Raw genomic sequence first — 3,092 nt, 5'->3', positions numbered from 1 at the left:
ACAAAAAGCGTACAGGAGTTTCGTTTTGAATTAAGTCAGGGCATTCGCAGTCAGATATTTTTTGCCACTTTCGTGAAAAATATCGAAACACATATAAAATCAAATGCCATGACAAAGGCCTTAAAACAGCTGATTCATCAACAAGTCTATCATTTATAAAGTTGTAAACTGATGTATTCTCGCGTAAAGATGCGTTAAAAATTACTGGCTCTTGATTTATATAGCTAATTTTACTTCTTAGATCATTTGAGGCAATTTCATTTATACTAACATCATTTATTGATATTTTTCCTTGAGTCGGATACAGCAAGCCTCCTATACATTTTAATAATGTACTCTTTCCCGATCCGTTTAACCCTACAATCGCTATTTTCTGTTTTGCTTTTAAATCAATACAAACCCCTTTCAAAATATCGGGTTCAAACGCAGAATATCTAAAAAAAACATTTTCTACCGCTATTCCCTGTATGTCGTTTCCTATATTTTTCTCACCACATTTTTCACTATTATCTATGGCGAGAATTTCATTTATTCTTTCTAAATAAATTTTGATCATTACATATTGAACTATGGTAGAAAGTATATTTAATAAAGGTTGCAAAAATAATTGAGCTAAGCTCAAAAAAGCCACTACCGTTCCTGCCGATATTAAGTCGCAATTAACCATATTATATCCTAATAAAGCAATAACCAATGGATATACAATAATTCCTCCCGAAGTAATACCATTAAAAAGAATACTTATTTTATTCTTTTTATAGCTAACATTTTGCTGCTCAAAAAACGTATCTTTCCACTTTTCCCCAAATCTCTCCTCCATTTTTAGTGACTTAATAGTTTCAATTCCTTCAAAAAATTCCACAACTACATTTTGCAATTTACTTTGTAAAATAAGTTCTTTTGCATTCATATTAAACAATATTTTCGTATTTAATGTTGATACACATACAAAAAATATTGAAATAGCAACTACAACTAAAGTCAATAAGACATTGTAATGCAGCATAAGGCAAAAATATATGACAGCAAACAACATATCAACTATGTAAAATAATAATGAGGGAGAAAGCAATTGTTGAATGTATTCAACCAACCTAGCCCTATAAATCCAATCTCCAGAAGATCTATTAATAAAATGCTTAAAATCCAGTCCTACGATTTTTTCTATAAATATATACGTCAACTCTCTATTAAATTGAAACTGCATTTCATTGATTAAATTTCCTCGTAAGCTCTCTATAATATAAGTACATACAAAAATCAAGATTAAAAAAACAGAAGCTACAACTATGTTTGAAAATACACTTAATCGATCTCCGCCATCTATAAATTGCTGCATTAATATAGGCATAACCAAATTATTCATCTGTATAAGTATCATTACTAAAAATAAAAAGAAAAATTTTATTTTCTTATTCAAAGTAAAACACTTTATTTTATCCAGTAGAATATTTCTAGGCTTGTTGCACTTGTACAAAAATTCAACTTTATCAACCACTAAAATATAGCCACCAAAACTTTGACGAAATTCAGCAAAAGATATCTTTCGTTTTCCAACTGCCGGATCAAATATCATCACTTTATTTCTTCCTACACTCTTCACTGTAACATAATGATTTTTTTCCCACAGACAAATGAATGGTGCATTAATAGTATATAAAGAATCTACATCTAATATCTCATATGCTTTGCAATTAATTCCATAATTATTCATGAGCCGAACGAGGTGGTTTAAACTCATACCACCTCTCGGAACACCAAACATATCTCTCATCTCATTTAGTGATATGCTTACTCCTTCATAATTCAAAATCATAGCCGCACACGCCAGACCACACTCACTATGCTCTGTTTGCTCCACTAATTTCATTTGTTTCTTCATACTACACTATACCCTCGGCTTCTCTATTTCTTGATTTTATTATGTACAATTCCTCTAGCGAATCGGCACAAAACAAACCATTTTCTTCCCAGTATTTGTATTCTTCGGTTTCCTTATTTAACGAAAACGCAAATTTATAATTCTGAAATGCAGCTTCTTGATACGAAGTAAATCTGGGCGTTTTAGAAAAATTAATTTGTTTTATTACTTCTACAATTTTATTTATTCGCATTTCAATATCTTTTAGGTTATATGTATTATAAAAATTTTCCTTATATATAATATCTATTCCCCAAAGACATATTGTGTGTTCCAAATAATCTTCAACAGGTATGTGCCCATTAGTATCCGTTGTTGTTATAATTATTCCGGGCTTTCCCAATAACGGAAACAAATGTAACCAATAAGATAATCTATCAATTATATTTTTAATATCACCTGACACATTATGTGCATAAACCGGTGATAGTAAAATTATAACATCTGCTTCTAACATCGAGTCTTTTAATAATTTACCAGAATCTTTAACGTCCAAAGGACACTTTCCTGTATCAAAGCACTTTTTACACCCTCGGCAAAATTCCAGTTCTAGTTTATTTGGATCAAGCAATGTCGTTTCAAAGTAGCACGCATCCAATTCTTTTTGGATTTTACTAATTATCTTATATCCCTTAGAATTATAATTTCTAGAACCATTAATAACTAATAATTTCTTCATATTCGGTCCCTCTCATTCTTAGCAAAGTAATGTTGGTACTTCTTCACATTTTTCTAATCGAAGTATCTCATAAGCCAAGCCACCTTCACCCGTAAATATGCCAAACGCCGGGATCTCTGGCAAGCTTCTAAAGATTTGCCGATTCTTTACCATATTTATTATTTTAGCAGCGATTCTTAGATCTTTTTCACTTTTAAACATCTGGTATCTAAAAATGAAATATTCTCCAACAGATAAGTTCCCATGGCAAATGCAATCATTTTTCATATAAATACTATTACAAATTTCTTTATGCACTTCCCCGATCATTTCTTGTACAAGATTATCTTTATAACCAGATTCTACAATATTTTGAATTTGTAATAATCCCAATGCTAGACCGTAAGCGATGAATAACCACCCCGGCTATTCATCCTCCTGATTTTGTGCGATACTTTGATCAGGAACTGTTTAGGCACTCCTGATAAAGTTGGAGCAGTTTACTTCTGTTTT

The 3,092-nt window shown here is 31.1% G+C and carries 3 protein-coding genes; all 3 read right to left on the bottom strand.

Annotated elements, in window-relative coordinates:
* Positions 1 to 1,870, bottom strand: a 1,870-nt coding sequence (locus ACTNES_RS20245) for a peptidase domain-containing ABC transporter (RefSeq protein ID WP_441040512.1), incomplete at its 3' end; no start/stop codon positions are given.
* Between the two features lie 13 nt (positions 1,871 to 1,883).
* Positions 1,884 to 2,600 (bottom strand): flavodoxin family protein, encoded by a 717-nt coding sequence (locus ACTNES_RS20240; protein ID WP_320813853.1) that lies wholly within the window; start codon positions 2,598 to 2,600, stop codon positions 1,884 to 1,886.
* A gap of 18 nt (positions 2,601 to 2,618) precedes the next feature.
* Positions 2,619 to 2,972, bottom strand: a complete 354-nt coding sequence (locus ACTNES_RS20235; RefSeq protein ID WP_320813852.1) for a lanthionine synthetase LanC family protein — start codon at positions 2,970 to 2,972, stop codon at positions 2,619 to 2,621.
* Between the last annotated feature and the right edge of the window lie 120 nt (positions 2,973 to 3,092).

Origin of the sequence: Blautia sp. HCP3S3_D9, assembly GCF_052063845.1 — a bacterium.
Taxonomy (GTDB): domain Bacteria; phylum Bacillota; class Clostridia; order Lachnospirales; family Lachnospiraceae; genus Blautia_A.
This window is presented reverse-complemented; position numbering and strand designations above follow the sequence as displayed.